The sequence below is a fragment of the Gemmatimonadaceae bacterium genome (assembly GCA_016720905.1).
Classification (GTDB): Bacteria; Gemmatimonadota; Gemmatimonadetes; order Gemmatimonadales; family Gemmatimonadaceae; genus Gemmatimonas.
The window spans coordinates 49187-74090 of record JADKJT010000011.1; the positions used below are offsets into that span (position 1 = coordinate 49187).

Here is a 24904-nt window from a genome sequence, read left to right on the forward strand (position 1 = left end):
ACGACATGCACGCTGAGTGGCTTTTTTCCTACGGCACGCTGCAAACTGAAAGCGTGCAGCTAGCAACCTTTGGACGCCTGATTGCGGGCACACCGGATGCCCTGCCGGGATTCACCTTGGCGAACCTGGTGATCGACGACGATGCGGTGGTGGCGCTGAGCGGTCAGGCCGTGCACACCATGGCCAAATACAGCGGACGCCACGACGACGTGGTGCGCGGCGTGCTCCTGGCCGTCACTCCCGACGAACTTCGGCACGCCGATCGATACGAAGTGGCCGCAGTCACGCGCACCACGGTAACCCTGCGCTCCGGCAGGCAGGCGTGGGCGTACATCGATGCGCAGTCCGCGACCGACAGCCGCACTGGCGTCGGGCTGATAACAGGACCATCCGTGCCCTTTGATCTGGCCGACGGCATGGCCATCCTTGGCCGCACGCCGTCCACCTTGCATGCGCTGCTGCACAACCTGGATCCTCGATGGACCAACGCCACGGAAGGGCCCGAGACGTGGAGTCCCTTTGTCATCGTGGGTCATCTCCTGCACAGTGAAATGACCGACTGGATGCCGCGCGCCCGGCTGATACGGGCGCAAGGCAGCAGCCGTCGTTTCACGCCTTTCGATCGCTTCGCGCAGCTGCGCGAGAGTCAAGGTCGGACACTCGCCCAGCTGTTGCAGTCGTTCGCACAGGCCCGCTCGGCAAGCCTGGCAACACTGACGGAGTGGGCGTTGACTGATGCCGATCTGGCGCTGGAAGGCGAACATCCGGAGTTTGGACCGGTCACCCTGCGACAGCTGCTGGCCACCTGGGTGGTACATGACCTCGGACATATCGCACAGATCACGCGGGTGATGGCGAAGCAGTACCGCGATGCCATAGGACCGTGGCGCGCATACCTGCCGATTGTCGATCGGTAGTCTGTTCCGTCGGGCATTTTTCGTTACCCAGTCACACCGAGAGGACGTTACACGCGAACCATCACACACGCCTCGGGAGCGTCCAATGATCCGCATCCGACGTATCCGCCAACTGACCCGCGCGTTCACCGGTGCCGCTGTCGCCGGCGTGTTTGGCACCCATGCATCACTCGCGGCGCAACAGCGTCCACCGAGGTCCTCGGGAACGGGCATGGTCATCGGCCTAGAGTACGCGGTACTCGACAATGCGCGCCTGGTTTCGTCCACGGCGGCCGCGCTTGGCGAGACGGGACTCACGGGCATGAAACACTACGTCGAGGCCGTGCAGTGGGGCGAAATGCAGAAGAGCCCAACCGCCGCCGTCGATTTCACCAGACTCGACTGGTTTGTGAAGGAGTACCAGGCGCAAGGCTTCGCGGAACTCACGCTCTCGCTCAAGCCGCACAGCGAATGGGGATCGAAGAGCGTGGGGAAATTGCGGAGCACGAACGCGGCGCCGAAGCCCGAGTACCGGGACCACTTTCAGCGATGGGTCAGCGCGGTGGTGGAGCGATACGATGCCGACGGCGTGAATGACATGCCCGGCCTGCGTTTCCCCATCCGGTACGTCGAAATCGGCAACGAATTCTCGAGTTATGAACCCGAGCCCGTCGATGAATACCTCGACCTGCTGAGACTCGCGTACCGCGCCGCGCATGGCGCATCGGCAACCGTCCTGATCGGCCACGCCGCATTTCTCACCACCCCGGTGAACCTGAATGTGGCCAACCCTGCCGATTACGACGCGGTGTGGCGGTCGACCCGCCGTGTGGACACCAGTCACGATCTGGCGGACATCCGGAAGATACTCGATCACCCGGAGTTGTTCGATTTCATCAACCTGCACGCGCTGGGGGATCCGTACGAAATCGAGTATCAGATGCGTTGGATCAAGTACGAAACGGGTCGCCGACACTACACGAAGCCTGTCATCATCAGCGACACGCTTCCCACATCCTATGCGGGTTGGGGCGGCGCCACCGTCTGCACCGGGATTGGCCTGTCCGTGATGGTACCGCCGGCCGTTGAATCCGATCGCTGCAAGCTGGCCGCGTACTTCACCAAGTTGGTGAACAGGGATGCGGCCACGCTGGCCTGGACGCGGGGTTTCGTCGCGGCCGATCACGTGCAGCGCACACTGGTGGCGGCCGAACAGGGCATCGCGTTGATCAACCTCTCGTTCATCACCGACATTGCCTTTGCCACGACGCCGGCCATGCGAGCCGGCGCCGGCATCTCCGCATGGGGCGGTGCGCTGCAAGTCAACATTTTCGGCGGAACAGTTGGCGAACGATACCCGCTGTTCTATGCGCTCAAACAAATGATGGGATACCTGAGCGGATATCGCAGTGTAACGCGGGTGGCCCTCTCCGACTCGCAAGCTCGCGTGTATCGCGTCGACGGGGCTAGCGGCGTGTTCTGGGTCGCCTGGCGCGATCCCAAGGGCGTACTGCTGCCGGAAAGCGGCATGCCTGGCCTGACGGTCCAGTTCCCATTCTCCGCCGCGCGTGCGACCGTCGAACCGGTAATCGTGTCCATGGGGCAAACCACGGCGAAGTCGTCGATCGTGACGGCCGTGAATGGCCAGTTACCCCTCTCGCTTACGCACGCGCCCGTCTATATCCGCTGAGCCGAGGGTCGCGCGAGGTCGCATCGCGCGCGCCTACGGTTTCACCGGCTTGAACACGGCACGAAACGCCCGCAGCGCAGCCGGATGATAGATCGTCGCGTGTTGCTCCTCCGGCATCGGCGCATACTGCCAGGTGAGGCCCGGAAATTCGCCCTGCTCCAGCACGGTCGCCAATCGCCGGGTCAATCCGGCGATAACCGGCTCATCGCTGTTGGCCAGGAACAGCGTCGACCTGCGTGCGCCCCGCGCGCGCATCAACGCGTCGGCATGATCGACCAGATCACTGCTGTTCCACCACAAACTGGGGTCGAATGCCAGATATGCGTCAAACAAGGCGGGCTCCCGCAGAAACGTTTCCACCACGAACAGACCCGCCAATGATTCGCCAACGATGGCCGTCTCACCGGTGGTGCGATAGCGACTGGCAATCAGCGGCATGAGTTCCGTGCGCAGGAACGACCGAAACGCCGCCGACCCGCCAACCCTCGGCGCGATCTTTCGGTCGTCGTCGTTGGACGTCGGCCCGGTCAGGTCGCGTCGACGCTCGGTGTTCTCGATGCCCACCAGCAGCATGGGACGCATCGTCCCGTTCCCCACCAGAACTTGCACGAGACCGGCCACGTGCAGGAAATCCTCGGCGAGGCCACCGTCGGGCATGTACAACACCGGAACACGGATAGCGGCTGGCGACCCGGTGTAACCCGGCGGCGCGTACACATTGATGCGCCGCACTTCACCGAGCACGCGCGAGGTGATGGTAAACGTCTCACCGACGCCCAGCGATGTGGCAGACGTAGCCGATAGGGACGTGACGCGGGCAGGCTGCGCCAACGCCGAGGCGGCCGGCAGCGCGAGCATGACGGCCAGAAGCAGCGTTCGATGCATGCCCAATGTAGGTTCCGACCGAGCCGAGCCGGAAGTCCTCCGGCCCGCCACCCACCGTTCAACGAGTTCATGGACAACGTCACACACGCACTGGCCGGACTCCTGATGGCCGACGCCGCGACCGCGTGGATTGAGCGCCGCACGAAAACGCCGGCCAACCGGAAGCTTCGTCGCGCGGCCATCGGTGTCGGCCTCATTGCTGCCGAATTGCCCGATGCCGATCTACTGTACTCGGGACCAGTCGTGGGGATGGGGAAACTGGGTTATCTCCTGCATCACCGCGGTCACACGCACACCATCGTCTTCGCCGTCGCGGGCGCGTTGCTGATGTGGTGGCTGGTGATGACCGTGCGACGACGCGCCGGCGAATCGTTCGACGCACGCGAGGGGCTGCCCCTGCTCGTCCTGGCGCTGGCTGGCACGTTGTCACATCTGCTGCTGGACTTCACCAACACGTACGGGGTGCATCCGTTCTGGCCGTTCGATAATCGGTGGGTGTATGGCGACGCGGTGTTCATCGTCGAACCCTGGCTTTGGGTCGTGGCCATACCGCCGCTGTTGTTTGGCGCCCGCCGCTTCAGCGGCCGTGTGGTGCTGTCGGTTCTCCTGTGTGTCATTCTCGCCGCAGCATGGACGCTGGGAGAAATGACGCGCACACTCGCATTGGTCATCACCATCGCCACGGCGTTCTGGTTGGGGCTTCAGCACTGGATCCCCGTGTCTCGGCGGGTCACCGCTGGTCTGGTGGCCTGGGGCGTCGTGGAGCTGGTGTTCGCCGCGTCCAGCGGGCAGGCGAAGGTCGCCGTGCAACGTCCGCGCTTTTCGGACGAGACTGTTGCCGAGGTGGTCGTTTCACCCGGCGCGGGCAGCCCGTTCTGCTTCGAGGCACTGGTGGTGACGCTCACCATGCGCGAGTACCGCGTGCGTTCCGCCACCATCGCGCCGTGGCCCAACCTGCACCTATCGTCAGCCATGTCGCCCCACGCCTGTCGCGCGCGTGCCCTGGGGTCGCGATTTGACGGCCTGCAGGGTGTGATCAGGCTTCCCGCCGGCAACGATCCCGGCGTGACGTGGGGCGAACAATGGTCGGCGCCGCGTGCGGAGTTGATCGCCCTGGCGGCTTCACATTGTGAGGTGTCGGGGGCACTGCGCTTTTTGCGGGTGCCGGTGTGGGTGCGCGAGAGCGACGCCAGCGTGCGACTGTCCGATGCGCGATTCGGCACCGGGACCGGTGGGTTTACCGACCTCCCAGTCCGGGAAGGGCCATGTTCACTACCGGCGCGGGCGTGGATTCCGCCGTGGACTCCTCCGCGGGCCGACGTACTCAGCCTGCCGCCGAGTCCGGCGCGCTGAATCGCGCGCGACGCCGGGGGCCGATCACGTCGATTGCCTCCGCCATGGGGACGCCGTACCTTCGGGCACGTGACACCATGCCCCCGGGATTCCCCTCGATTGATCGGTGATCCCGCGGTGGTGGACCCTGCACAGTGAGCGTGCCATGTCGAACCGGGGCAAGCGGGCTTTCGTGACGATGGTCGCGGTGATGGTCAGCACCGCGTGCGGTGGGTCGAGCGCCGATCCGTCGCCGACTTCGACTGCCCTCGCCATCGATCCCGCGGCAGCCGCCGTTATGATGACGGGCTCCGTGTCAGGTGTCGTGGGCAGTTGCCCGACGGTGACGTTCACGCTGGAGCGACGCACGATCAAGACGACGGGATCGACGAGTTTCGGGGACAGCAAGTGCACCGATCTCGTCAACAGTGCGCGTGTCGAAATTGGCGGCGTGGTGCAGGCCGACGGCAGCATATGGGCCCGCACGGTGCGACGCATCCCCACCACGAGCGCGCCGCCACCGGCGCCCACACTGGTCAGCGTCGTCGGTACGGTGAGTGGTCTCGCGGGCACCTGTCCAGTGGTGAGTTTCACGTTGGAACGCCGAGTGATCAGGACCACGGCAGCGACCGTGTACGGGAACGGCGCGTGCACGGATATCACGGATGGCATTCGCGTGGAGATTGCCGGGACTGTGCAGGGCGATGGCAGTGTGGTGGTCGTCAAGCTCTCCATGGTGCGGCCAGCAGGCACCCCAGCGCCTTCACCGACCGTTGTGCTGACCGGCGCCATTGTGGAGATGTCGGGCACCTGCCCCACCCTGCGCCTCAATGTCGGTGGCCGCGGTGCGACGACGTCCGCCACCACGGTGTTCGACGGCAAGCCGTGCGAGGAACTCAAACTCGGCACGATGGTCGAGATCACTGGCGCCGTGGCCAGCACCAGCACCGTTCTCGTGGCTACCAAGGTGGCATCACGCAAGTAGGCCAGCTCGCGCGTCCGAAGGGCTTGTGAACAGTCGCGGCAGGCGGCGCGTATGTCCGTGAGGGCCGGGCGTCGGGTTGCAGGTATCCCGTCCGCCGACCCTCACGCTATCGCGACACGACCTGCATTCTTGGTTGTCGGAAACGTCGCCTCTCATCCTCTCGCGGGAGTTCGCGAAATGTCGTTCAACGCTGGTCGCAGATCGCTCACGTTACTCGTCGGCCGTGCCGCAGTCGGCATGGCCTCCCTCGCCATGGCCGTCACCACGGTGCAGGCGCAGGCGCTGCCGCCCAATCCCAACGGTCCCAGTGCCAACTGGGCCCAATACGAGAAGTTCAGCACGGCCAACGTGCGGACCATGTCGTTCAGCACCACCATTACGCCGCGATGGATTGGCGAGACGGATTCGGTGTTCTACAGTTGGCGGGATCATTCGGGAGAGCGGTGGTATCTGGTGAACGCGCTCACGCGTGCCAAGAAGCCACTGTTCGATCACGCCAAACTGGCCGCGCAGTTATCGGTGCTGCGCAAGAAAGCCGTGGACGCGAACGCGCTGAATGATCAATTCTCGCTGATCAACATCACGAAAGACCACAAGCATTTGCGGTTTGCCGTTGACAGTGAGCGCTACAACTGGAACATCGTCACGGAAACCCTCACGAGCCTTGGCCGCTTTCGTGGCGCGCAGGACTCGTTGATGACGAAGGATGAAGAAGTGGATCAGGTGCTCGGCATTGGTGGTGGGCGGGGCGGCGGCGGGCGCGGCGCAGCACCACCGCAAGCCGGTCGCGGGGCCGCCCCGGAGTTCCGCAACTGGGCACCCGACAGCTCGGCCTTCGTGTTCGCCCGCAACTACAACTTGTATTTGTGGGAGAAAGCCAAGGGCGACACGGTGCAGATCACGCGCGACGGCATTGAGAAGTACAGCTATGCAGGCGGCGGGCGGGGCGGCGGCGGACAGCTCGACACGACGCAACTGCAACAGCAGGAAGACAACCAACTGACCGGCGCATCGGCGGCAAACAGACCGTCCCGCCCGACGGTCAACTGGTCTCAGGATTCCAAGGCGTTCCATCTCACCCGCACGGACAACCGTGGGGTCAAGGAGATGTATCTGGTGCGGTCGCTGACGGAGCCGCGGCCCACGCTCCTGTCGTACTCGTATCCGATGCCTGGTGAAGACAGCATCCCGAAGCCGGAAATATGGACCTACATCCGCGGCGACAAGGAGGCGAAGCGGGCGCCACTCGACAAATGGCGCGATCAACGCATCGTCGCCTCGGGGCAAGTGGGGGTTACCATCGGCGGCGGTCGCGGTGGCGGTGGTGGCGCGGCACCGCCTGCCGGCCCGGGTTATTGGATGGGGAAGACCGGAACGACCATTCGCGTGGTGCGTCGCGACCGGCTGCAACGCAACGTGGAATTTGTCGAGCTGGACATCGCCACCGGGCAAAGCAAGGTGCTGTTCAGCGACACCAAGGGCGATGCCGGGTCGTTGGAACTGCAAGGCCCGACCTATGTGAAGACCGGCGGTGATTTCCTCTGGTTTTCCGAACGAGACGGCTGGGGGCATTACTACCTGTACAGCTACGACGGCAAGCTGAAGCGTCAGCTCACGTCCGGCCCCTGGCGCGCTGATGCCATCATCGCCATCGACAGCATCAAGGGGTTCGCCTACATCCGTGGTCAGGGGCGCGAGCCGGGCGAGAACCTGTACAACACGCATCTGTACAAAGTGAGTCTCGCCGACGCGAGTATCAGCTTGCTCGATCCGGGGAACGCGTCGCACACATCGGTGCTGTCCAAGAATCAGCGCTGGATCATCGACCAGTCATCGCGGGTGGACACGGTGCCGCGCGTGCAGCTGCGTGATGCGATCACCGGCAAGCTGGCGCTCGATCTGGAAACCGCCGATCTCTCGAAGCTTCAGGAAGCCGGCTGGAAATTCCCCGAGACGTTCCAGACACTGGCCGCCGATGGGGTGACGCCGATCTTCGGCAACATGTGGAAGCCGTTCGACTTCGACTCCACCAAGAAATATCCCATCATCGCGCATGTGTATCCCGGTCCGCAAACCGAGTCGGTGACGGGTGCGTTCAGCGGGTCGCCCGCACCGCAACAGCTGGCGCAGCTGGGCTTCATCGTGATTCAGATTGGCAATCGCGGCGGCACGCCGGCGCGGTCGGGCGCGTACCAGGACTTCAGCTACTTCGACATGCGCGACTACGCGCTGGCCGACAAGAAGACCGGTATCGAGCAGCTGGCATCGCGTCACAAATGGATCGACCTGGATCGCGTGGGGATCTTCGGCCACTCCGGCGGCGGGTTTCTCACGGCGGCGGCCCTGTTGCTCCCGCCGTACAACGAGTTCTTCAAGGTCGGCGTGAGCGAATCCGGCAACCACGACAACAACATCTACAACAACAACTGGTCCGAGCAGTATCACGGGCTCAAGTGGGTAGCGGCCTCGGATACCGCGCGTCTGACGGCGGAAGCACGTTCGAAGGGACGCAGCGCCGACTTTGTCGCGGGGGCGGCGGTGGCCACCACCCAGTTGGGCGGTCGCGGCACGGTGAATGGACGTGGTGGGGTGCAGAATGGCGGACGAGGGGGTGGTGGCGGTGTCACCGGTGGCCGTGGTGCCACGGGTGCCGACAGCACGGCGGCGGCGCGTCCTGCGGGCGCACCGGCGGCAGTCCCCGACAGCGTGTTCTGGATTTACGTGCCCACCAACATCGACATCGCCAACAATCTCAAGGGCAAGCTCTTGCTGGAAACGGGCGATGAAGACAACAACGTGAGCCCCAGCAATACCATTCGCCTGGTCAACGCGCTGATTCAAAGCGGCAAGCGATTTGACTATATGATCTACCCCGGTCAGCCGCACGCCTACGGACCGATGGCGCCGTACGCCTACCAGTTGCAGGCCGAGTACTTCGCCGAATTCCTGCTCGGTGACCGCAGCTTCCGGATGAGTGCCGACTTCAAGAAGCACCGTCCATAGCCGGTGCGATCGGCGTTGCCGCGGCTCCCGTCGCGGCAACGCCGATCCCGAATTTCCGAAGCACCGTGCCGCGCCAGTGCTCCATGATTTCGTACACCGTCGGCACCACGACCAGGGTGAGCACCGTCGACGCAATGACGCCACCAATGACCGCCCGCCCCAGCGGCGCGCGAAAGTCGCCGCCCTCGCCAAAGCCGAGCGCCACCGGGATCATGCCGGCAATCAGGGCCAGTGTCGTCATGAGGATGGGCCGCAGTCGGATGCGCCCTGCCTCCACCAGTGCGTCGCGCACGCTCAGCCGTCCGCTGGTGTGCGCCCACTTCGCAAAATCGATGAGCAGGATGGCATTCTTGGCCACGATGCCCATTAGCATCATGACGCCAATGAGACTCATCACGTTCAGCGTGTCGCCGGTGGCCAGCAGCGCACCCACCACGCCAATGAGCGAAAGCGGCAGGGAAATCAGGATGACCAGCGGTTCGAGAAATGACCCGAACTGCACCACCAGAATCAGGTACATCAGCATGACCGCCACGCCCAGCGACGTGATGATCGATCCGAACATCTGATTTTGGCTCTCCACCTGCCCGCCCTCGGTAATGCGATAGCCGGGCGGCAGTGGCACCTGCCCCACGCGTGTCATGACGTCCTGCGCCACGTTGCCCATCGACGCGCCGACGACATTGGCACCCACCGTAACCACGCGGCGGCGTTGAAAATGGTCGATCTGCGCCGGGCCGTTCTCCGCCGTAATCACGGCCACTTGCTCCAGCGGAACGTAGGGCGTAGTGCCCCCTGTCCCCGCAGCCCCGGCCACCATGATAGGGAGACTGGCGACGTCACGCACACGCTCGCGCGCACCGGGAGCCAGTCGCACGCGCACCGCGCGCGAGATACCGGCCGGATCCACCCAGGTGCCGGTCTCGACGCCGGCAAAGGCAAATCGCAACGCCGTCGCCAACTGCGCCACGTTGACACCCATACTGGACGCGAGGCCGCGGTTCACTCGAACACGCAATTCCGGCGTCTCGCCTTTCGTCGACAGCCCGACGTCGACGGCACCTTTCACTTGTCGCACGGAGTCGGCGATTTGCAGGGCGAGGCGACCAAGGGTTGTGGCGTCAGGCCCCTGAATCTGGAGTTGCATCGCCTTCTGGTTGCCGCCAAGACTGGCCGCAGTGAAGGTATTCGTCACCGCACCAGCCACGTGCCCAATCTCTTCGCGGATCACCGCCGCCATCGCCTCCTGGCTGATATGCCGCTCACGCTTGGGCACCAGCCGCACATAGATCGCCGCCACATCGACGGCCCCGGATCCGGTGGCGCTGCCGGCCGTGGTGTAGCAGTAGGCCACCTCCGCGTGGCGGCGAATGATTCGCGCAACCTCTTCGGCCTTGCCGACCGTATACTCCAAGGTCGAGCCGGGCGGCGCTTCAACCGAGACGTTGAGTTCGCTGTTGTCCTGGATCGGCGCGAAACCGAATCCACCGAATCGCATTTGCAGTCCGATGGCGAGCAGCAGGCTGCCCACGGCGATGGCAATCATCCACCATCGATGATCGAGCGCCCAGCCAATCACGATTTTGTAGCGATCGGCCTGTCGATCAAACCAGACATTGAAGCGATCGAGCACACGCGCCAGCGCGTTGCGCCGCTGGTGTGCCTCAAGCTGCGGGTCGGGCCAGTATGCCGACAACATCGGGTCGAGCGAGAACGACACGAACAGTGACACCAGCACCGCGCTGGCAATCGTGAGTGCAAACGGCTTGAACAGCTGGCCCGCAATGCCGGGCATGAATCCCACCGGCACGAACACCGCCACAATGGCGAACGTCGTGGCGGTCACCGCCAGGCCGATTTCGTTCGTGCCCTCGTGAGAGGCGCGGACATGATCTTTCCCCATCTCGATGTGTCGCACGATGTTTTCGCGCACCACGATGGCGTCATCGATGAGAATACCGATGGCCAGCGAGAGTCCCATCAGGGACATCACATTGAGCGTGAAACCGAACGCCAGCAGCGGAGCGAACGCGGCGAGCACGGAGACCGGAAGGGCCAGTCCCGTAATCACCGTGGACCGCCACGAGTTGAGGAAGAGGAACACCACCAGCACGGTCAGGGCAGCGCCCTCCACTAGCGTCTCCTCGACGTTGCGTACGGAGTTGTCGATGCGCACGCCGCCATCACGCACCATTTCCAGGCGCGTACCAGCGGGCAGGGTGGCCTGCAACTCGGTCATGCGCGCGCGAATCGCCTCGCTCACCGCCGTGGTGCTCGCCTCCCGCGATTTGATGATGTCGAGGCCGATGGCCGGCGTGCCGTTGTACACAGCGGACGACGTCGGCTCCGCCGCACCGGCGTCGACGTCGGCCAGCTCACCCAGTCGCACCAAACCGTCCCCGCGTCTGGCAACCACAATCTGTGCAAACTCCTCCGGATGCTCGAGCCGTCCGTCCAGGCGGATGACCCGTCGCTCCAGCGCGCCATTCACGCGCCCCACGGGGGCCGCGAGGTTCTGCGATCGCACCGCGCTCACCACCTGATCGATGCCGACACCGACGGCGGCCAGCGCTCCGGGTCGCACATTGACATTGAGCTGCGCGCTGTCGCCGCCCACAATGTTCACCTGCGCCACGCCCGATATGGATCGCAATTCCCCGCCAATCAGACCATCAGCCAGCTGCGTGAGCACCGGCGTACTGAGCGTCGCCGAGGTGAGTGCCAATGACACGATGGGGCGCTGATTGGGATCGAAACGGTACACCACCGGCTCGAGCATCTCCTGCGGGAGCTGCGGACGAACCGCCGAAATCGCGTCGCGCACATCCTGCATCGCTTGGTCGAGGTCCTTCGAGAAGACAAACGTGACCACAATCTGCCCGAAGCCATCGGTCGAGGACGAGTTGAGCTTGTCGATACCGCCAATGCCCGAAAGCTTGTCCTCAAGTCGGGTGACAACTTCACGCTCGACCACGTCGGGCGCGGCGCCCGGATACCCAACACCCACGAACACCACGGGTGGCGCCAGCTCGGGGAACTCATCCGTGTCGAGTCGGAGCAGCGACGCGATGCCGAAGACCGCCAAAGCCAGCATCGACACGACGGTGATGATCGGCCGGCGTATCGCGAAATCAGAAATGAACATGGCGCAGCGTTAAGAGGGGAGCGGATCAACAGGCAGGCGTCGCCAACATCCGCTTGACGGGCACTGGAAACAATACATCTTTTCGCATCTGTTGGTCCGGTTCGCCTCGCATCCGCCCGCGTGGCCGGTCCACCTCACAGGAGGTACGCCATGACCGATTCGACCGTTGCCCGTCGCTCGTTCCTTGCCCGCCTCGCTTCCGGTGCGGCGGCGTTCACCGCCGCAATCGGCAGCGGTGCTGTTCTCCCGACCATCGCGCATGCCGCTCCCGCTCCGGACGAAATGGACAAATGGTTTGGCGGCATGACCGGCGTGAACAAGTCCCTCTACGACTGCGCGTCCATCGCCAGCGCCGCCGACGGCGTGATGTTTGCGCGAAATCTCATCAAGTTCAGCGCGGATAAGCTGGGCACGAAGGACGCCGACAACAGTGTGGTGGTGTGTTTCCGGCACATCGCGACGCCCTTCGGTTACAACGACGCGATGTGGGCGAAGTATCCGGCGTTCATCTCCATGTTGAGCATCACCGACCCCGTCACGAAGAAGGCCGCCACGCGAAACTTCCTGCTGCACGACGAAGTCGAGGGAGAACCTGGCGCGAATCTGCCCGGGATTCGTGCACACGGCGTGCAATTCGCGATTTGCGGTGCCGCGACGGCGTACTTTGCCAAGCAGCTTGCCGGGAAGTCCGGCAATGCCAAGCAGATTGAGGCGGACCTGGCCGCCAACCTCATTCCGGGAGCGCGCATGGCACCGGCAGGTGTCGTGGCCGTCCAACGCGCGCAGAAAGCCGGATTCGCCTACACGTACGCAGGCTGATCACGCACTACCCCGCCGCCCCGACGCACACTCAGGCGCCGGGGGGCTTCTTGGCTGGCGGCGGCGCAGTCTTGGTCGCGGGCGCTTTGGTCGGCGCCGCCGTCTTCGCTTTGGGTGCCGCCGTGGTGGGTTTTGCTTCCGGCTTTGGCGCGACCACTGGCGCGGGCACCGGTTCGCGAACCGGAATCGGGGCGGGGCTCACTGGCGGCGGCGGCGGGAGCAGCATGGCCTTGATCACGTCCTCCGGCACCTTGCTGGTGTTCAGACTCACCAACCCGGATGCGCTGACATCGAAGGTCGAGCGGGACATTTGAATCTTCGCCAGCACCAGTTGCTTCGGCACCTTGCCGCCCAGCATGCGCACCACAATCTCATTGGTCAACACTTCGTCGAGACCGGTGAGCGTGGAAGGGGCCGATCCACTGCGCCGCGCGTTGTCGCCCACCTGCAACATCAGTTTGATGATGTTCTGGTCGACCTTGAACCCGACAAGCCCAATGAGGCCGTCGGACGACAGGTCGAACCCGGGACGCGCCGAGTTGATCTTGCCAACAATGAGGTCTTTGGAAAGCTTGCCGGCGACCATCTGCACCACCGTGGCGTTACTCAGCACTTCGGTGTCGCCTTGTGCCAACATCGGCTGCGGCGGAATGCACGCGAGCGCGCCCAGCACGAACGCGCAGCGGCCGACGACAACACGCACAACTCGGGTGACGTGCATCAGGTCCTCCTCAGTAGGGCCGCGGAACGCCCGCAGGCCGGTGAACATGCGGCGCGCCCCCAATGCTCGCAAGGGAACCGACCGCTCACCCGACGAGCGCTGCCGTGAATCGCGCCCGCATCTCGAATCCGTCACGAGTCGGCAACACCCGTGGCAGCTCCTCGCGGGCGATACACGCACGAATCAGAATCGGCCCTCGGCCCTGGTGCACCAGCGCGCGCATCATCGGCGCGCGGTGCATGTCGGACATCGTGTGTGATTCGGCGAATCCGCAGGCCTTCGCCACGCTGGCGAGATCAACCCCTGCGCTGGTGTGACTGGCCTGCATGCCGGTTTCACCGTACCGACCGTTGTCCAGCACCACCACACTCAGGTTGTGCGGTTGCTTCACGCCAATGGTCGCGAGGCTTCCCAGCCCCATCAGCGCGTCACCGTCGCCGGTGAGCACGACGACCCGTTGCGCCGGTCTCGCCAATGCGACACCGAGGCCAATCATGGCCGTCCCGCCCATGCCACCCCACTGATACAGGTTGAGCGGGTGATCGCCCGCCGCGGCCACGTCGTACGTTGTCGAGCCCAGGCCGCTCACCACGATCAGATCGTTGCGATCCACCAGCAGGGCCCGCACGAAGTCACGCCGATTGAGCGTTCCGTTCGGCATCGACATCAGCGGGTCCACCGCTTGTGACCGATCAACTGCTGCGACAGCACGACCGCCACGGGCGCCTGCTCGTTGAACGCGATGTCGCAGGCGGTTCCCACGATGGCGTCCACCGTCTCCGGCGTCTCTACCCGGAACGTGCGGAAACCGCACTGCCTGAGCACATCCTCAGTGATCGCACCCATGGGCACCTGCCAGGAATTGAACTCGCCTGCCTCACCACGCATCGTGACGAACAGCAGACACGGCACACCAAAGCCGTGCACGATGGAAAACATGTTCACGCAATTCCCCACCCCGCTGCTTTGCATCAGCAACGCCGCACGTTGTCCGCCAAGCGCGGCGCCGACCGTCAGCGCAACCCCTTCTTCTTCCGTCGTCAGGACCACATCGGCGATGTCCGGATCGTCAATGCATCGTTCGATCAACTGCGCGTGTCCGGCATCGGGCACATAGCCCACCTGCCGCACCTGAACGCGTTGCAGGTGCGCGAAGATCGCATCGGGCCACACGGGCCGGGACGGCGTGGTGTCTGGCATATGGGTAGTCTACTGTCCGGCTTGCTGGCGCGCCGCGTCTCCTCCTTCGGGCGGCAAAGCCCCGGACATGAGTCCCGATCTGTGCCGCGCTGGCGCCTTGGTGCGGCGCGTTCTTTCTTTCGTCACCAACGGCCCCGCGAACAGACGGCAAGCGACCTCAACCGGGACCGGTTTCGTTCACGCCTTCACACAGCGCCGCATGAAGAACGTATTCGACTCGTTGGTCGTCGCCGAATTGGTCTCGCGCATCAACCGCCTGTCGCCAACAACCCCGGCAGCCTGGGGCAAGATGTCGGTCGATCAGATGCTGGCGCACTGCAACGTCTCCTACGAAATGGTCTATGAGGACAAGCACCCCAGACCCGGGCCGCTCAAGTCACTCGTGCTCAAGGCCTTGGTCAAGCGCGCCGTGGTGGGTCCCAGACCGTATCGCCGAAATACGCCGACGGCCCCGCAATTCAAGATGGTATCGCCGAAGGATTTCGAGCAGGAAAAGCAGCGTTTGATCGGGTTTCTCGAGCGCGTGCAGCGCGATGGCGAGAGGGCCTTTGAGGGAAGGTCCTCGCACTCGTTCGGACCGCTGTCAACGACCGAGTGGAGCACGATGTTCTACAAGCACCTCGACCACCATCTCACACAGTTCGGCGTCTGACTCTGGCACCGCGCGGCCGGCGCCGGTCCGTTCACGTCCCATGCCCTCTCCCATGTCCTCAGCCACCCCCCCCACCGCCCCGCGTGCGCCGGAGTCGTTCTTTCTGGTGTGTATCGCCGGGCCGGACCGCGGGAAACGCGCGCGCATCGAGCCGATCGCCATTCGCATCGGCAGTACCCCAGACTGCAACCTGCTGACCGACGATCCGGACGTGCAGGGCCCGTTTGCCAGCGTGCTGCTGGAGGGTGACCGGGTGCGCATCGAGGCACTGTCGGCGAAACAGCCGTACGTCGATGGGCACGCGGTGCCGCAGGCGGCGTTGCGCGCCTGGCAACAGGTGCGCCTGGGACGCTCGCTCTGGGAGGTGCATGCCACCGTCGGCGCATCGTCGGTGTTCGACTTCGTGCATCGCATGGGGGACCATCTCTCCAACGCCGCCGGCATCGAGCGGCCCGCGGAATGGAACGCGCGCGAGATGTTCACCGAGGTGGCCAAGAAGCATGATGACGAAGAGATCGAAGCCTACTTCACCGTGGGCACCACATTCACCACGCCGTCACTCGGCGAAATCGACACGGGATGGCCGCGTCCCTGGGTATTCCTCCGCGTGGCGGCGCTGTCGCTGGCACTCTACTGGGGATTCACCTTCGCCTGGAACACGTTCCAGAACGTCAATCTCATCCCGGGGTTGATCATGATCGGGTCCGTGGCGATTCCGTTGTCGCTGCTGATCTTCTTTTTCGAAATGAATGTCCCGCGCAACATCTCGTTGTATCAGGTTATCAAACTGCTCCTCACCGGCGGTCTGGTATCGATCATCATCAGTCTGTTCATATTCGACTACACCAGCGGGTTGTCCAATTGGCTGGGGGCAGCCAGCGCCGGCATTGTCGAGGAGACGGGCAAGGTCCTCACGCTACTGCTGGTCATTCGCAAGCCGCGCTTCCGCTGGACGCTGAACGGCTTGCTGCTTGGCGCCACCGTGGGCACCGGATTCGCCGTGTTTGAATCCGCCGGCTATGCGCTGCGCGCGGCGTTGAGTGACGGCGGCATCATGGCCATGCGTGATGTCATTTTCCAGCGCGGCATACTGAGTGTGTTCGGTGGCCACGTGCTGTGGACAGGACTGGCCGGTGCGGCGCTCTGGCGGGTGCGCGACGATCAACCGTTTCAGCGCGAAATGCTGACCGACCCGCGCTTCCTGCGTGTGCTGGGCATGTGCATGGTGATGCACATGCTCTGGAACTCCAACATCGAACTCCCGCTGGTGGGTCGGGTGGGCACATTCGTGGCGCTCGGCGCCGCCGCGTGGCTGCTGGTGCTGGGCATGATTCAAAGCGGCCTGCGACAAGTGCGCGATGCGCAGGGACGCGAAGCCATCCGTCGCACGGGCGCGAATGCCGTGCTGCGCGCGACGCCCTAGTCGTCGCCGACCACGAATTCACCGATGATGCTGTCGGGGTCGTTCACCACGCTGGCCTCCTGATCGGAAAGCTGAAGGCTGTCGATGACCTGCTGCTTGCGGGGCGCCACCACTAGCAGAAGAAGGAGCGGCACGATGGACACAGCGAGAAACAGGTAGCCCCCGGTCGTATAGAACACCGCCAGTCCCATCAGCGCCGGTGATTCAAGCAGGGCGAAACGCACCACGCTCGCGGCCTGGAAGCCGCGCAGTTTTTCCGGAAGGGTGGGCTTGACCATTGCGCTGGCAAGCAGGCGTGTGAAGACCAATTGGCTTCCCACCACGCCGGTGACCGCCACCGCGATTACGACATACAAATACGTGCCGGCCCCGACGGCGTCCGTGGTGGGCATGGTGCCCGACCAACGCGAATACAGGCTGACGCCGGCGAACACCAGGGGCCCCAGCACCAGTGCGGCATGCATCAACGACAGCGTTCGGAAGTAGAGTGCTGAGGTCAGGCGCTGTTTTTCCATGTGATGCCGGTCCGGTTGGGGAGTACGAACGTGCTACGGGGCGCGCGCCAAGACAATGCTCCCACGCGCCATCACTGGCGGTCGGCGCGACGGGGCATTCTTTTTGTTCCGGTTGAGGTTTGCGCGCGCCACTTACGGGAGACGGAAAACATGTCGCTGCACGACGAGCTGGACCTGCTGGAGCAGGCCGAGTCCGAGACCATGAACATGGCCGATGGCATGGAATTCGCCAGCGACGTCGATCGTCGCCAGTTCGTCTTTCTGTCATTGGCCGCTGCCGCCGCCACCACCTTCGGTTTTGGCGCCAAGGCCCTGGCGCAAGACGCGGCGACTCGTCCCGCCCAACCCGCCGCAGCGCCGCCGGTTCCGCTCGACAACATGGAGCCGGTCTCCTGGACATTCCAGCCATATCCCGGCGGGATCGGCACGTTGTTGGAGAAGACCTATCGGGAAAGGGGTATCGCAGCGTTTGCGCGGCAACCATTCGCCTGGAATGCCACCGCGGCGGGCGCGTTCCATCTTGCCCCGTGGGGTTCGGCGGCGTTGCCGGCCACTGACGAAGAGATTGCGTTCCTCCCCGCGCATCGGTTGGCCGCCGCCATCAAGGCCGGCAAACTCTCGTCCGTGCGACTCACGCGAATCTATCTCGATCGACTGAAAGCGCTCAATCCGACCCTGTTATGCGCGGTCACCATTCTCGAGGAGCGCGGCCTGGCCGACGCGGCGAGGATGGATGCTGAACTCAAGGCCGGCAAGTATCGCGGGCCGTTGCACGGCATACCGTGGGGCGTGAAGGATCTGTTTGCCGTGAAAGGCACGCCAACTACCTGGGGCGCGGCCGACTTCGAGAATCGGGTCATCGACCAGGATTCGGAAGTGGTGATTCGGTTGCGCGACGCCGGTGCGGTGTTGATTGCCAAGTTGTCCACCGGACAATTCGCCCAAGGCGGCAACTGGTTCCGCGGCGGCACCAAGAACCCGTGGAATCTCACCCAGAGTTCCAGCGGTTCATCTGCCGGCCCCGGCTCGGCCACCGCGGCCGGCTGTGTGGCCTTCGGCATCGGCACGGAAACCTCCGGATCCATTGTGAGTCCGGCCACGGCGTGCGGCATCAGTGCGCTGCGTCCGACATTCGGCCGCGTAAGCCGCTCCGGTGGCATGGTGCTGGCGTGGTCGATGGATCGCGTCGGTCCGCTGACGCGCACGGCAGAAGATGCGGCGATGGTGTTCAACGTGATTCACGGCGCGGACGCGAAGGACCCGGGATCCATCACGATGCCGTTCCACTTCAACGCCAACATCGATCTCGGTGCCCTGCGCATCGGGGTGCGTCGACAGAATGCCGCGACACCGGATCCGGTGTTTCTCGCGTTCGTTGATAAGCTGAAGTCACTGGGTGCCAAGCCTACGGAGCTGCCGGATCCGCCAACCGTGGCCGGCAGTCAGGGCGGCATCAACGTGGAGTCGGCCGCCGCGTTCGATTCGTATGTGCAGGCGAAGGCCAAGGAGCTTGGCATGGATATGGCCACCGTGCTCACGACCTACGGACGGCCGGCGGGCGGCGGTGGTGGCGGCGGCGGCGGCGGCGGCGGTGGTGGTGGTGGTGGTGGTGCGCCAACGCCCGCCGCGGCCAACGGTGCGACGCCAGTGCCCGCAGCGAACAGCGCACAACTCAATCGCTGGGTGCCTGGACGCACACCAACGGCAATGGACTTCATTCAGTCACAGCGGCGGCGTCAAATGCTTATTACCGCGTGGCAGGACTACCTCAAGGACATCGATCTGTACGTCGGTGCCGCGGACACCGGCGTGCATGCACAGACCGGGCATCCGGTGGTGGTGGTTCAGATGGGATTCGGCGTTCGCGCGCCAGGTGGTGGTGGTGGTCGCGGCGGTGGAGGTGGGCGCGGTGGAGATTCCACGCGGGCGGCAACGCCGCCGGCCCCGCTCAATCCACAGCCTATCTGCACGCAGATCGCGGGCAATCTGTACAACGATGACATCATTCTCTCGGTGGCCCACAAGTACCAGAGCAACACCGCGTGGCATCTTGAGCGGCCGAAACTCGGCTAACGCTCCGCAACTACGACTGGGCACGAGACATATGGTGAGCGATTCATACCAAGAGTCCACATGAGAAAACACCATCCAGCCAAACGGCGATTCGCGCTTCACATGGCGATGGTCGGGGCGATCGTAGGGTTGCCCGCGGTCGCACTTGGTCAGGGACGCTGCATCCGCGCGTACGGAACGCCCGCCTGCAACACCGATCCCATTGCGCCGGTGTTCGAACGCACGGGGTGGCGCACCACCGCCTTGAACCACATCTCGTTCCGCGTGGTGGACCCGCAGAAGGAAGCGGCATTCTACGCCGCGCTCATGGGCTGGGCGATGCGCAGCAGCAGCAACGCGCGGGTGGTGATGGACATGGGCGACTGGGGCACCGTGGTGTTCAATCGGGCGCCGGCGGAATCATTCCCGGCCACTCCCACGCGCCGCAATGCCGCCGCGGCGCCGGTGCACGCCGTCGTTGACGGATTCGGCTTCGACATCGAACCGTGGAACGCAAAGACCGTGGACGCCGAGCTGAGGAAACGCGGGCTGACTCCCATTGCCGACAATGACGGCAAAGGATTCGAGAGCTTTCACGTGAAGGATCCCGACGGCTTTGACCTGCAGATCGGCAACGGGAAGGGTTACACCAGCGCGCGCCGTATCGCGTCGAAATCGACCATGCCGGTTCCACCCCCCTTTGAAGCGACCGGATGGAAGACGGTCTGGCTGGACCATCTCTCGTTCGGGGCCACGAACTACAAGGCCAGCGTTTCGTTCTACACCAACCTGCTGGGATGGGGGCCTACCTACGACGAAGGGAGCCAGAACGAGCTCATGATCGGTGATGTCGGCGACATCATCATTCGCGGCGGCAACCCGCTCGATCCGGCGTTTGGCCAGCCCGGTGGTCGGGCCGGCGGGCGCATCGATCACATTTCGTTCGGCATTTCGCCGTGGGACACGGACGCGGTGAAGGCGGAGCTTGAGAAGCGTGGACTGACGTGGAGTATCGACACGTCCGACGGCGCGGAAATCCACGTGGCACAGTACAAGAGTTATCACACCACCACGCCCAATGGCTACAACCTGCAGATCAGCTACAATACACACGACACCCGACTGAATCTGGCCATCGCGGTCAATCCGAGACGACCCAACATCAAATGACGGTGAATCCCGTGCGTCGCACCTTTGGCTCGACGATCGCTCTGGCAGGCCTCGTTGCCTGTAGTGACGCCGCGAAGGTCGTGGTGGGAACCGAGCCGTCCGCTCCCGCGACGCCAGCCGCCGTGACCGTGCTGATGTCCGAAGACGCGCAGGCGGCCACGGTTGGTCGCCCGTTCACGTTCAATCTCGCCCAGAGCAGAATTCGTTTCAGCGATCCGCCGGGGGCCGGCCTGACCTATCGCATCACGCTCACACCGAAGGCCACCGGACTCGCGGTTTCGGGGATGGAAATCACCGGCGTCCCGAATGCGGTCTCGGTGATCACGGCGACCGTCACCGCCACCGACGTGAATCAGCAGAGCGCCGAGGCCCGCTTCCCGATTATTGCACAGCGCGCGGACCTCCCGGAACCACGGCTGCCAGCCACGCCCTATGCCTACGCCGACGAATCGGCGCCGCTACCACCTGCCATCGCCAACTCGCCGCAGGTGGTTCGCATCGACAATATGACTGCGGCCAACCGCGTGACCGATGCGGGCGCCGCGCTGGGACGCGTGTTGTTCTACGATCGCCGCTTGTCAGTCAACGATCAGGTGGCCTGCGCCTCGTGTCATCAGCAGCAGTTCTCCTTCTCAGATACGGCACGGTTCAGCATCGGCGTGTCGGGCGCGCCCACACGTCGCCACTCCATGCCACTCACCAACGTGCGATTCTACGGGCCGGCGCGTTTCTTCCGCGACGAACGCGCCGCGACACTCGAAGACCTTGCCCTGCAGCCGGTGTTTGATGCCAGCGAGATGGGACTGCCACCCGACGTGCTGGTGCCCAAGCTGCGGATGGCGCGATACTACGCACCCCTGTACGCCGCGGCGTTCGGTGACAGCGCCATCACGGCGGATCGCACGGCGCGGGCACTCGCCCAATTCGTACGGGCCCTCAAGACAACCAACAGCAAGATCGACAGTCTGCTGGCAGGAACCACCACGTTTTCGTCGCAGGAGGTGGAGGGCCAGATCCTCTTTGAGGCGACCGGCTGCCGGAGTTGTCATGAGTCGTATGCGGTGGTGAGCGACGCCGCACGCAACAATGGTCTCGATGCCACCAATCTCGACCACGGCGCGGGACAGGGTCGGCTCAAGTCTCCATCGCTTCGCAACGTCGTGCAGCGTCCGCCCTACATGCACGACGGACGGTTCCGCACGCTCGAAGCCGTTATCGATTTCTATGACGCCGGCGTCCAGGACAACCCCGATCTCGATCATCGGCTGCGTGCGCCCGATGGATCACCGCGACGGTTGCATCTCGCCTCGTCACAGAAACTGGCGCTTGTGGCGTTTCTCCACACGCTCACCGATCGCGCGTTCCTGGCCGACCCGCGCTTCAGCAACCCGTTTCCGCACTGACATGACGGTTCGCATCTTCGTCACCGGCGGCACGTTCGACAAGGAGTACGACGAGCTGCACGGCGCGCTGTATTTCCTCCACTCACACGTCGAGGAGATGCTGCGACGCGGGCGTTGTCACCTGGATGTCGCCGTGCAGGAGCTCATGATGCTGGACAGTCTCGACATGACGCCTGCAGACCGGGCGGCCGTCATCGACGCGAGCCGCGCCTGCGCCGAGTCACAGATCGTGATTACCCACGGCACGGACACCATGGTGGAGACCGCGCGCGCGCTCGCGGCCGGCGTGTCGGCCAAGACCATCGTGCTGACCGGCGCGATGGTTCCCTACGCGTTCGGCAGTTCGGACGGCCTGTTCAATCTGGGCAGTGCGCTGTCATTCGTGCAGGCGTTGGCGCCGGGGGTGTACGTGGCGATGAACGGGCGCTGCTTCGCTTGGGACAATGTGCGCAAGAACCGGGAGATTGGTGTGTTCGAGGCCATCGCCGGCGTGTAACCGCCGCGCCTACCGCAGCAGCGCGCTCCAGATCAACGGCCACGTGGCATTGCTCTGCGCCCGGTACTGTGGACGAAATCCGTATAGCACCACATGCCCCGTCCCGACTGCCGCATCGACCATGGCCGCCTTGCCGTTGAGGCGCGCGCCGCCCAGCAGCCACCCCGACAGTAATGGATCGCCCGCCGACTGGTATCGCGCCACGGCGGATGCGCGCGAACCATCAGTAATGTCGAATGCGGGACTGTCTTCAAACCAGAATGCCGGCACTGGCGCGGTGAACATGGAGGCCAGCGGGTGATTGCGGTCCACCTCGACACCCAGCAGCGAACCCGGCGCATAGAAGTCGGAGTTCTTCACACCCGCCAGCACATTCTTCACCGGCAACGCAAAGGTCTCAATGGCATACTCGCTGGCATCGTTGAAAGCGAGCAACGTGCCGCCGGCGTTTACGAACTCCTTCAGTGCCTCGGCGCCCGAATCCCCCAGTCCGCCGCGTAACGAGTCCGGATACGGCGCGCCGAATCCGCGACGCAGCTGCACCGCACTTTGTTCCGGCAGAATGATCGCATCGAACTTCGCGCGCAGCCCGCCGCCGCGAACGTCCTTATCGTGCACGGTGGTGAATGGAATGCGACTGGCGTCAAACACCCACCGCGTCCACCCTTCGTCCATGCTGGCATTGTAGCTCTGATAGATCGCGATGCGCTTGCGGTTGGTCCCGCTGAGTCCCGCCACGTTGTACACGGGTTCGGCCACCGGCGTCACCAATGTGCCCAATTGCAGTCCCGCAGTGGTGAGCGGTTGCGCGTCCACGCCAAAGAGCAACGGCAGCGTGTGCGCCGTGACGTCGTACGGGCGCTTGGGCGGCCCGCCGGGATACTCCTGCAGGTTGGGATATTTCTGGCGCTCCAACAGTGCCTTGGCGTACGAACCAAACGGCTGCGCCATCGGCACGACATAGTTGCCGTCAGGAATGCTATGGTAGACGTCCACCTGACCGTGCTGCAGCGTCCAGAGCATCCGGGTCAGGGCTGCCGGGTCGCGCTGCGCCTTGGGGATCACATACGCCGTTGGCACCGCGGTCGTGGTCCACGGATGTTCGGCCGCCATCGCACGATCACCAAGCGCCGCATAACTCTCCAGCCAGCCGATACGGTTGCGGGCCGCTTCCACCAACAGTGCCCATGTGGCGCTCACCTGATACGACACAATGTCGCCAATCCCCCACCGCCCACCGGGCCAGATGGCCGGATAGTTCCACGTCGATTCGCGGGCGTCGTACCCGCGACCGGTACCGAGTTGCGCAAACGGCATGTCCACCGGCGAGGCGAGTCGTGCGCTGGCCGTTTCGGTCAGAATGCGCGCGCCCCGATGATTCAATGAATATTGGCGGGCCGGCGACCATTGATCGTAGGCGGCGTTGGTGGCCACGCCGGTCTTGCCTTCCGCGATCATGCGCCACGACATCGCCATGCCCAGTGCATTCGTGCTAGCCGTGAGCACCGGATCGATATTGGGCTCGAGTGGATCCATGTACGGCGGGATGAAGATGCGGCCCGCCCCGCCGCCCTGCTGGTGCACGTCGTTGACGATTTGCGGATCCCACGGCGTGTAGAGCGAGTCGACCGTGTACCGCGTTTCCTTCTGGGTGAACGCATACCAGTCCCGGTTGTTGTCGTGACCGGTGTAGTAGTGATACAACGCCGGCGGGTTGCTGCCCTCGTAGGGTGTTCCGATGCTGCTGCGATACCAGTCGCCCACGATATCCACGCCATCGGGATTCTGACTGGGCACCAGCATGATGATCGTGTTGGCAAGTACCTCGCGCGCCTCGGGCGTGTCCGCACGAGCCAGGCGATCGGCCACCACCAGTGGCGTGAGGAATCCCCCCACTTCGGTGGAGTGAATGCTGGAGGTGATCAGGATGACGTTTTTGCCCTGCGCGATGAGCGAGGCGCGCGTGGCGGCGGTGCGCTGGCGCGGGTCCATCAATTGGCGTTGAATGCGCTGATATTTGGGAAGACTGGCCAACGTGGCCGGATGGCTGATGAACGCCACGATGAACGGCCGACCGAGTGTGGTCTGGCCCAGGGTACGCACCGAAACACGCGGACTGGCCTTGTCGAGGGCGGCGAAGTAGTCGGTAACTTGCTTCCACGACGGCAGCTTGCGGTCGGTGCCGGGCTCCCATCCCAGGATGCTGGCCGGCGACGGGATGGCGCCCGTGGTGCGCTTCTGCGCCTGCGCGGGCGTGCTGGCGATTGTGGCGGCGGTGAGCAGCAGCGCGACCACGGTGCGGCAATCTGGCATGACGGGCATACGGCGTCCTTCGCTCGGGATGGCGTGGGATTCGAAACGCTCGGTCCAAAATGCAGCCGCACGGGAACGTCGGCCAGTCGCTGTGGTATCGCAGAAGACGGTTGCGGCAGTCGCATTGCGCATACGCTCAGTGCGCCACGACCGGGTTCTAACGGGAGCGGGTGGAGCGATGAGGGGCTTAGGGGTGAGCAACCG

General features: G+C 64.2%; 19 protein-coding genes and 1 pseudogene. 13 read left to right on the forward strand and 7 right to left on the reverse strand.

Annotated features, from left to right (window positions below):
* The first annotated feature begins 5 nt into the window (after positions 1-5).
* The 3 genes and pseudogenes from IPP90_10775 to IPP90_10785 all read left to right on the forward strand — a co-directional run bounded on the left by IPP90_10775 (position 6) and on the right by IPP90_10785 (position 2586).
* Positions 6-347 (forward strand): annotated as a pseudogene (locus IPP90_10775) (gamma-glutamylcyclotransferase).
* 45 nt (positions 348-392) lie between these two features.
* Positions 393-917, forward strand: coding sequence for a DinB family protein (locus tag IPP90_10780; GenBank protein MBL0171196.1), 525 nt, complete (start codon positions 393-395; stop codon positions 915-917).
* Positions 918-1002: 85 nt separating this feature from the next.
* Complete coding sequence (locus IPP90_10785) at positions 1003-2586, forward strand: hypothetical protein (GenBank protein ID MBL0171197.1); 1584 nt, start codon at positions 1003-1005, stop codon at positions 2584-2586.
* Positions 2587-2619: 33 nt separating this feature from the next.
* Here IPP90_10785 and IPP90_10790 read toward each other — a convergent pair whose 3' ends face one another.
* Positions 2620-3471, reverse strand: coding sequence for an alpha/beta hydrolase (locus IPP90_10790; GenBank protein MBL0171198.1), 852 nt, complete (start codon positions 3469-3471; stop codon positions 2620-2622).
* Positions 3472-3540: 69 nt separating this feature from the next.
* On the opposite strand from IPP90_10790, the gene IPP90_10795 reads away from it, so the two are divergent.
* The 3 genes from IPP90_10795 (at position 3541) to IPP90_10805 (ending at position 8791) form a co-directional block, all read left to right on the forward strand.
* On the forward strand, positions 3541-4824 hold the full coding sequence (locus IPP90_10795; GenBank protein ID MBL0171199.1) for a metal-dependent hydrolase: 1284 nt from the start codon (positions 3541-3543) through the stop codon (positions 4822-4824).
* A 145-nt stretch (positions 4825-4969) separates the two neighbouring features.
* The gene (locus tag IPP90_10800; protein ID MBL0171200.1) at positions 4970-5788 is read left to right on the forward strand and encodes a hypothetical protein; all 819 of its coding nucleotides are present in this window, start codon (positions 4970-4972) and stop codon (positions 5786-5788) included.
* Between the two features lie 237 nt (positions 5789-6025).
* On the forward strand, positions 6026-8791 hold the full coding sequence (locus tag IPP90_10805) for a DPP IV N-terminal domain-containing protein (GenBank protein MBL0171201.1): 2766 nt from the start codon (positions 6026-6028) through the stop codon (positions 8789-8791).
* On the opposite strand, the gene IPP90_10810 is transcribed toward IPP90_10805, so the two are convergent.
* Positions 8772-11936 (reverse strand): efflux RND transporter permease subunit, encoded by a 3165-nt coding sequence (locus IPP90_10810; GenBank protein ID MBL0171202.1) that lies wholly within the window; start codon positions 11934-11936, stop codon positions 8772-8774. The genes IPP90_10805 and IPP90_10810 overlap by 20 nt on opposite strands.
* A 150-nt stretch (positions 11937-12086) precedes the next feature.
* On the opposite strand from IPP90_10810, the gene IPP90_10815 reads away from it, so the two are divergent.
* Positions 12087-12755: a hypothetical protein gene (locus IPP90_10815; GenBank protein MBL0171203.1), complete on the forward strand. Its 669-nt coding sequence runs from the start codon at positions 12087-12089 to the stop codon at positions 12753-12755.
* A gap of 31 nt (positions 12756-12786) precedes the next feature.
* On the opposite strand, the gene IPP90_10820 is transcribed toward IPP90_10815, so the two are convergent.
* From IPP90_10820 to IPP90_10830, 3 genes are all read right to left on the reverse strand, one after another.
* The gene (locus IPP90_10820; protein ID MBL0171204.1) at positions 12787-13476 is read right to left on the reverse strand and encodes a hypothetical protein; all 690 of its coding nucleotides are present in this window, start codon (positions 13474-13476) and stop codon (positions 12787-12789) included.
* Positions 13477-13561: 85 nt separating this feature from the next.
* The gene (locus IPP90_10825) at positions 13562-14143 is read right to left on the reverse strand and encodes an aldehyde dehydrogenase (GenBank protein MBL0171205.1); all 582 of its coding nucleotides are present in this window, start codon (positions 14141-14143) and stop codon (positions 13562-13564) included.
* On the reverse strand, positions 14143-14676 hold the full coding sequence (locus IPP90_10830) for a phosphonopyruvate decarboxylase (protein ID MBL0171206.1): 534 nt from the start codon (positions 14674-14676) through the stop codon (positions 14143-14145). The genes IPP90_10825 and IPP90_10830 overlap by 1 nt, the downstream gene beginning before the upstream one ends.
* 199 nt (positions 14677-14875) lie before the next feature.
* Between IPP90_10830 and IPP90_10835 the strand changes: the two genes are divergently transcribed.
* Both IPP90_10835 and IPP90_10840 read left to right on the forward strand, forming a co-directional pair.
* The gene (locus IPP90_10835; GenBank protein ID MBL0171207.1) at positions 14876-15328 is read left to right on the forward strand and encodes a DUF1569 domain-containing protein; all 453 of its coding nucleotides are present in this window, start codon (positions 14876-14878) and stop codon (positions 15326-15328) included.
* A gap of 106 nt (positions 15329-15434) precedes the next feature.
* The gene (locus IPP90_10840) at positions 15435-16751 is read left to right on the forward strand and encodes a PrsW family intramembrane metalloprotease (GenBank protein ID MBL0171208.1); all 1317 of its coding nucleotides are present in this window, start codon (positions 15435-15437) and stop codon (positions 16749-16751) included.
* Here IPP90_10840 and IPP90_10845 read toward each other — a convergent pair.
* Positions 16748-17266 (reverse strand): hypothetical protein, encoded by a 519-nt coding sequence (locus IPP90_10845; protein ID MBL0171209.1) that lies wholly within the window; start codon positions 17264-17266, stop codon positions 16748-16750. The genes IPP90_10840 and IPP90_10845 overlap by 4 nt on opposite strands.
* Positions 17267-17416: 150 nt before the next feature.
* Between IPP90_10845 and IPP90_10850 the strand changes: the two genes are divergently transcribed.
* From IPP90_10850 to IPP90_10865, 4 genes are all read left to right on the forward strand, one after another.
* Positions 17417-19339 carry an amidase gene (locus tag IPP90_10850; protein ID MBL0171210.1) on the forward strand — a complete coding sequence of 641 codons (1923 nt, stop codon included), beginning with the start codon at positions 17417-17419 and terminating at the stop codon, positions 19337-19339.
* A 102-nt stretch (positions 19340-19441) separates the two neighbouring features.
* Positions 19442-20488 (forward strand): VOC family protein, encoded by a 1047-nt coding sequence (locus IPP90_10855; GenBank protein ID MBL0171211.1) that lies wholly within the window; start codon positions 19442-19444, stop codon positions 20486-20488.
* Positions 20485-21891, forward strand: a complete 1407-nt coding sequence (locus IPP90_10860; GenBank protein MBL0171212.1) for a cytochrome-c peroxidase — start codon at positions 20485-20487, stop codon at positions 21889-21891. Before IPP90_10855 ends, IPP90_10860 begins: the two co-directional genes overlap by 4 nt.
* A gap of 1 nt (position 21892) precedes the next feature.
* On the forward strand, positions 21893-22387 hold the full coding sequence (locus IPP90_10865; GenBank protein MBL0171213.1) for an asparaginase: 495 nt from the start codon (positions 21893-21895) through the stop codon (positions 22385-22387).
* Between the two features lie 9 nt (positions 22388-22396).
* Here IPP90_10865 and IPP90_10870 read toward each other — a convergent pair whose 3' ends face one another.
* Positions 22397-24709, reverse strand: coding sequence for a hypothetical protein (locus tag IPP90_10870; protein MBL0171214.1), 2313 nt, complete (start codon positions 24707-24709; stop codon positions 22397-22399).
* Positions 24710-24904 lie beyond the last annotated feature (195 nt).